This is a genomic window from Streptomyces sp. CLV115, assembly GCF_038448545.1.
Taxonomy (GTDB): domain Bacteria; phylum Actinomycetota; class Actinomycetes; order Streptomycetales; family Streptomycetaceae; genus Streptomyces; species Streptomyces sanglieri.
Genome location: NZ_JBCEWQ010000262.1, coordinates 1 through 6,213 on the forward strand (window position 1 = coordinate 1; position 6,213 = coordinate 6,213).

Annotated in this window: 5 protein-coding genes and 1 pseudogene; 2 read left to right on the plus strand and 4 right to left on the minus strand. The window is 73.9% G+C overall.

The window, feature by feature from the left end; all coding sequences use genetic code 11:
* Positions 1 to 103 precede the first annotated feature (103 nt).
* Positions 104 to 2,140, plus strand: a complete 2,037-nt coding sequence (locus AADR41_RS40600; RefSeq protein WP_342287351.1) for an ATP-binding protein — start codon at positions 104 to 106, stop codon at positions 2,138 to 2,140.
* 97 nt (positions 2,141 to 2,237) lie between these two features.
* Positions 2,238 to 2,588, plus strand: a complete 351-nt coding sequence (locus AADR41_RS40605) for a 5-carboxymethyl-2-hydroxymuconate Delta-isomerase (RefSeq protein WP_342287352.1) — start codon at positions 2,238 to 2,240, stop codon at positions 2,586 to 2,588.
* Between the two features lie 12 nt (positions 2,589 to 2,600).
* Here the strand turns inward: AADR41_RS40605 and AADR41_RS40610 are convergent, their stop codons facing one another.
* The 4 genes and pseudogenes from AADR41_RS40610 to AADR41_RS40625 all read right to left on the minus strand — a co-directional run.
* Positions 2,601 to 3,323 (minus strand): TetR/AcrR family transcriptional regulator, encoded by a 723-nt coding sequence (locus tag AADR41_RS40610; protein ID WP_342287354.1) that lies wholly within the window; start codon positions 3,321 to 3,323, stop codon positions 2,601 to 2,603.
* A 72-nt stretch (positions 3,324 to 3,395) separates the two neighbouring features.
* Entirely contained in the window at positions 3,396 to 4,478 is a 1,083-nt protein-coding gene (locus tag AADR41_RS40615; protein WP_342287355.1) for a PDR/VanB family oxidoreductase, read from the minus strand.
* Between the two features lie 2 nt (positions 4,479 to 4,480).
* The gene (locus AADR41_RS40620) at positions 4,481 to 5,386 is read right to left on the minus strand and encodes a metal-dependent hydrolase (RefSeq protein WP_342287357.1); all 906 of its coding nucleotides are present in this window, start codon (positions 5,384 to 5,386) and stop codon (positions 4,481 to 4,483) included.
* A gap of 76 nt (positions 5,387 to 5,462) precedes the next feature.
* Positions 5,463 to 6,213, minus strand: a pseudogene (locus AADR41_RS40625) (hypothetical protein); the annotation flags it as partial.

Consider the following 6,213-nt stretch of genomic DNA (forward strand, 5'->3'; position numbering starts at 1 on the left):
GGTCCCGGCCCCTCTCCGGACGGCACAGGCATCCCGCATGCCTGTGCCGCACCGGAACCAGGGTCCGGGACCGGCCGGTCCACCTGTTTCAGCGACGGTGACCATGGCGAGCAACATCCCCGAGGAGACAACGAGCTTTGTCGGACGGAAAGCCGAACTTGCCCGGCTCGAACACACCCTCGCCACGCACCGGCTGACCACGCTCACCGGCAGCGGTGGCGTCGGCAAGACCCGGCTCGCGGTCCGCGCCGCCCGGCAGGCGGCGGCCGGGCACCGCGACGGCGCGTGGTGGGCCGACCTGTCGCCGCTGCACGACGACGGACTGCTCATCGCGACCGTCTCCGACGCCGTCGGGCTCTCCGACCACACCCTGCGCATGCCCATCGACGCCCTGTGCGAATGGCTCGTCGACAAGGAGATGCTGCTGATCCTCGACAGCTGCGAGCATCTGCGTCCCGCCTGCGCCCACCTGCTCGGCGAGATCCTCACGACATCGCCCGGCCTCACCGTGCTCGCCACCAGCCGCCAGCCCCTCAACACCAGGGGCGAACAGGTCGTCGAGGTGGACCCGCTGCCCGTCGAGGGCGCGGCGGACGCCCTGACGCTGTTCCGGGACCGGGCATCCGTGGCGGCCCCCGGGCTGGCCCTGGACGAGCCGGGGAACGCCGAGGCCGCCGCCGAGATCTGCCGCCGCGTCGAAGGCATTCCGCTCGCCGTCGAACTCGCGGCCGGGGCCCTCGGCCGGGACACCGTCCAGCAGATCGCCGCCCGGATCAGGACCTGCTTCGACGTGACCGCCGACGCCTCGGTCCGGCCGCCGCGCCACCGCACCCTGCGCACCGCCATCGGCTGGAGCCACGAGCTGTGCACCCCGCTGGAACGGCTGCTGTGGGCCCGGCTGACGGTCCTGCGCGGCGACTTCGACGAGGCCGTGGCCCGCGAGGTCTGCGCCGGGGGACCGCTCAGCCCGGACGGTGTGACCAGGGCGCTGAAGGGCCTGGTCGCCAAGTCCGTCGTCGGCCGGGACGGCGTACGGCACCGCATGCTCGACACCATCCGCGAGTACGGACGGATGTGGCTCGCCGAACTGGGCGAGGAACGGGCCGCCGCCGACCGGCACGCCGCCTGCTTCCTCGGCCTGGCCCGCAACGCCCACGCCGGCTGGACCGGCGACGACCAGATCAGCTGGTACCACCGCATCGCCGAGGCGCACGCCGACCTCTGCGCCGCCCTGGACCACCTGCTGGCCCACGACACCGCGGCCGCCCAGGAGATGGCCGGCCGGATCGGCTTCTTCTGGTGCTGCTGCGGCCATCTCCCGCAGACCCGCGAATACGCCCGGCGCGCCCTGGCCGCCGGACCGGCCGAGGGCCCCCACCGCACCCGCGCCCTGTGGGTGCTGGGCATCACCGTCATGCTCCAGGGCGACTACCCGGCCGCCCGCCGGGTGGGCCGCGAGTGCACCAGGGAGGCCGCGCGCGACGGCACCGACGAGGGCATCCTCGCCGCCGCCTATCTGTGCGGCCTCACCCATCTGATGACCGGCCGCCCCGAGGCGGGCCTGCGCGAGGTCGACCGGGTGCTGCGCTCGACCGGCACCGCCACCCCGCTCGAAAAGGCCTACCGGCTGCGCTGCCGGCTCATCACGGTCTTCGCCCTGACCGGCCTGGGCCGGCTGGACGAGGCGGCGGAGGCGGCCTCGGTCCTGCGCGCGGTCTGCGAGGCCCAGGACGAGTGCTGGACCCGCAGCTACGTCGACTACCAGCTCGCCCTGATCGCCCTGCTGCAGGGCGACGCCGAGACCTCCGCCGCCCATGCCCGCTCGATGCTGGCGGGCAAGCACCGCATGCGCGACCGCTTCGGGATCGCGCTGGGCCTGGACATCCTGGCCGCGGCGATCGCCGCCCAGGGCGCGGGTGCCCGCGCGGCCCGGGTCTACGGCACCGGGCAGGTGTACTGGCGGATGGTCGGCCAGCCGCAGCGCGGCACCCCCGAACTGGAACCGCTGCGCGCGGCATGCGAACGCCAGGCCCGCGAGGCCGTCGGCGACGCCGCCTACCAGCGGGCCTTCGAACGGGGCCGGGCGGACAACGCGGAGGTCGGCCTGGCAGCCGCACTCCATGGCGAACTGCTCATGTAGGGCCCGGTCGGTGCCCCTTGCACGGACATGTCGATCGGCGTAAGGGTGAGGTCCGACAACGGGCCGTCCCCCTCGGCCCCGCAACAAGGAGCGCATGATGCCGCAGATCACCGTCGACTACTCCGCCGAGCTCGACGACAGCTTCGACCGCCGCGGCTTCGCGCTCGCCCTGCACCCGCTGGTCGCCGAGACGGTCACCACGAAGATCGCCGCCTGCAAGACCCGCTTCCGGCGCGTCGAGGACTTCGTGGCCGGTGACGCGGCCGCCGGGGACGCGGTCCTGCACATCTCGATCGCGATGCTGCCCGGCCGCAGCGCGCAGACCAAGGCCCGGCTGACCTCCTGCGTACTGGAGTTGGCGGCGGCGCACCTCGTACCCGGCCCCGACGTCACCGTCCACGCGTCGGCGGAGACCCGGGATCTGGACCCGTCCTACGACAAGCGCTGAGCCGCGCCGCCGCTACGGCAGCCGCTGCGCGGGAACGGCGGGTACGGCGGGCGCCAGCGCGGAGAGGCGGTTCAGCAGCTCCCCGAACGGGCCGTCCGCCGGCTCCTGGCCGAGCACCCGCAGTACGATGCCCGCCATCTCCTCGTCGTACGCGGCGCTCACCGCGGCCAGCGCGGCGAAGTCGTGCACCAGCTGCACCTCCAGCTCCTCGCGCGGAATCCGCCGCCCGTCCAGCCAGATCAGCGCCGTCGACTCGGCCAGCGACACCCAGGAACGCACCACCAGCTCCAGCCGGGCCGGCGGATCCTCCACCCCCAGGTGGGCCAGGATCTGCTCGCAGGCGGCCTGCCGCACCCCGTCTATCATCGCGTTCGCCGTCGAGGACCCCGCCGCGGGGCCGCCCCGCATCAGCGCCGAGAACCCCGGACCGTGTTCTTCGACGAAGTCGAAGAACCGCCCCATCACCTTCAGCAGCCTGGTGCCGAGCGGACCCTCGCGGGGCTCCACGAACCGGGCCGCCAGTTCGTCGGCGGCCCGTCGCAGCGCGGCCTCGTACAGGCTCTGCTTCCCCGGGAAGTAGTGGTAGACCAATGGCCGCGAGATCCCCGCGGCGGCCGCGATCTCGTCGATCGACACCTCGTCCGGGGCGCGGTGACTGAACAACTCCAGCGCGACACCGATCAATTGCTGTCTGCGCTCCTCGACGCCCATCCTGCGCCGCACCCCGGTCGTCATGCCGGACAGCGTACCGAGTGGGACGGCGGGGCAGGGGCGGCGGGCGGCCCCGATCTCGCCGCCCCGCCGTCGCTACAGATCCAGCACCAGCCGCTCGCCCCGGCACCGGGACACACAGATCAGCATCGAGTCCGCCCGTTCCGAGTCCGTCAGGAGCTCGTCGCGGTGGTCGATCTCGCCCTCCAGGACGCGCTGTTGGCACGTTCCGCAGAAGCCCTGCTCGCAGGAGTACGAGACGTACGGCAGTTCCTCGCGGACCGCGGCCAGCACCGACCGGTCCGCCGCCACCCGGACCGTACGGCCGGAGCGGCGCAGCTCGACCTCGAACGGGCCGGAGCCGGCCGACGGGCCGGCCGCCGCCGTGAAGCGCTCCAGATGGAGGGTGCGGCCGGGCGGGAGGGCGGCGGTGACCGCGTCCATCAGGGGTTCGGGGCCGCAGCAGTAGACGGCCGTGCCCTCCGCCGTCCTCGCCAGGGCCGTCGCGGCGTCCGGGCGGCCCGCCTCGTCCTCGGCGACCACCGTCACCCGGCCGCCCTCCGCACCCAGCTTCTCGATCTCGTCCAGGAACGGCATCGAGGCGCGGGTCCGTCCGCCGTACAACAGCCGCCAGTCGGCGCCCGAGGCGGCGACGGACCTCAGCATCGGCAGGATCGGGGTGATGCCGATGCCGCCCGCGACGAACAGGTACGCGGGGGCGTCGGCGAGCGGGAAGCGGTTGCGCGGGTCGCGGATCTCCACCTCCTCGCCCTCGTGGAGCTGCGCGTGGACCTCGCGGGAGCCGCCCCGGCCGTCCTCGACCAGCCGCGTCGCGATGGTGTACGTGTCGGGGTCGGCCGGGTCGCCGCACAGCGAGTACTGCCGGACCAGGCCGGAGGGCAGCAGGAGATCGAGGTGCGCGCCGGGCTGCCACGGCGGCAGGGCGGAGCCTTCGAGACGGAGCTGTACGACGCCCTCGGCCGGGGTGGTCCGTTCGGTGATCAGCAGCCGGCGGGTGGCGGTGGTGCGGCGCCCGGAGTGGCCCGAGACCGGTTCCTCCAGGGCCGGCAGCGGCCACAGCGGGGAGTTCTGGATCCGGCGGTGCAGGGCGCGCTTGGCCAGCAGTGCGGCGCCCGCGACCAGGACGACGGTGCGCAGGCGGGGCAGGGGGAGCGGCATGGTCAGCTGGTTCCCGTCGTACGGGCCTCGGCGGCGGTGGCCGCGGGCGAGTGGGCGAGATAGTCGATGGCCTGGGCCGTGCTGCCCTCCTGCGAGGGGTGGTAGTCCCGGCTCAGATAGCGGGGTACCGAACGCAGCAGATCACCGGTGGCGGGCAGGGTGCCGCGCTTCCCGCCGACGTAGAAGTCCTTGAACGAGCCCTTGCCGTTCAGCAGGCTCGGATCGTTCTCCATGAAGAAGCGGATGCCGCGCTGCCAGAGGAAGACCAGCGCGCTGAACGCCGTGGCCCAGGTGCGGGCCCGGCGCGGGTAGCCGCCGTCGACATGCATGAACACCTCGAACGCGACCGAGCGGTGCTCCACCTCCTCCGCGCCGTGCCAGCGCAGCAGGTCCAGCATCATCGGATCGGCGCCGCGCCGGTCCAGCTCGTCGGCGTTGAGCACCCAGTCGCCGAGGAAGGCGGTGTAGTGCTCGATCGCCGCGATCAGCGCCACCCGCTCCATCAGCCACCACTTGCGGGCCCGGCCCGGCGGCAGCGTCCGGTCGCCGAGCAGCTTCTCGAAGAACCAGTCGACCTGCGCGGTGTACGGCGTCGGGTCGAGACCGAGCTCCTTCAGACGGGGCAGGACGTCGTCGTGCGCCTGGGAGTGCACGGCCTCCTGGCCGATGAAGCCGATGACGTCCTGGCGCAGCTGCTCGTCGTGGATGTACGGCAGCACCTGCCGGTACACGTGGATGAACCAGCGTTCCCCGGCCGGCAGCAGGAGATGGAGCACATTGATGGTGTGCGTGGTGAACGGGTCGCCCGGCACCCAGTGCAGGGGAGTCTTCTCCCAGGCGAAGGAAACCTTGCGGGCCTTGAGAGGTGTCCGCTCCGAGGCGACCGGCGCCGGCTGCGTGTTAGACATATTGTCAATGTACTGAGAGGTAAGCCGCCGGAACAGAGGCGTGCGGCGAATTCCTGACGCCCCGGAGCGCGGGCGGTCAGCGCAGCGCGCCCGCCCGACTGCCGTCCACCAGTGTCCCGTTCAGCCGCGCGCGGTCGCCCGCCCGGGCCGGCGCGGCGAGCAGCCGGCCGTCGGAGCGCGCCGCGACCCCGCCCGACGCGGTCAGCGAGGCGAACCGGGAACTGCCCGCCGCCAGTACGTACCAGCGGCCGCCCTGCGACTTCCACAGCACCCCGGCCAGCACCCGGGGGTCACGCGCCCCGCAGGCCGGGGAGTCCTCGGCCCTGGCCGCGACCGCCCCGGGCGGCCCGCCCGTCGCGGCGGCCGGCGCCGACGGGGCCTGGAACTGGGCGAGGACCCGGCTGCCGGTACCCCGCCAGGTCTCCGCCCGGGTGCAGAGCCAGCGCGCGGAGCCGTTGCCCTCGGGCAGCGACTGCACGGCGTACTGCCAGGAGTTCACCGACCGCACCCCGTAGGAGCGCACCTCGGACAGCAGACAGGCGGTCCGCGCCCAGCTGTCCCGCTCGGCCCGCCCGGTGACATCGTGCGGCGCGGACGGCGGGCCCGAGGTGAGCCGGGCCGGGGCCAGTTCGCCGAGGTCCGCCATCAGCCGGGCCGACCGGCCGTCGCGGACCTCGACCACCTCCCAGGAACGGCAGCCGCGGGCCGTCGCCGGACTGGTCAGCGCGGCGGTCACCCCGTCGGCGCCGGCCGCCGCGACGGGCGGGCCGCCCGGGGCGGTCGCGGCCAGGGCCGAGGACTCCCCGGCCTGCGGGGCGCGTGACCCC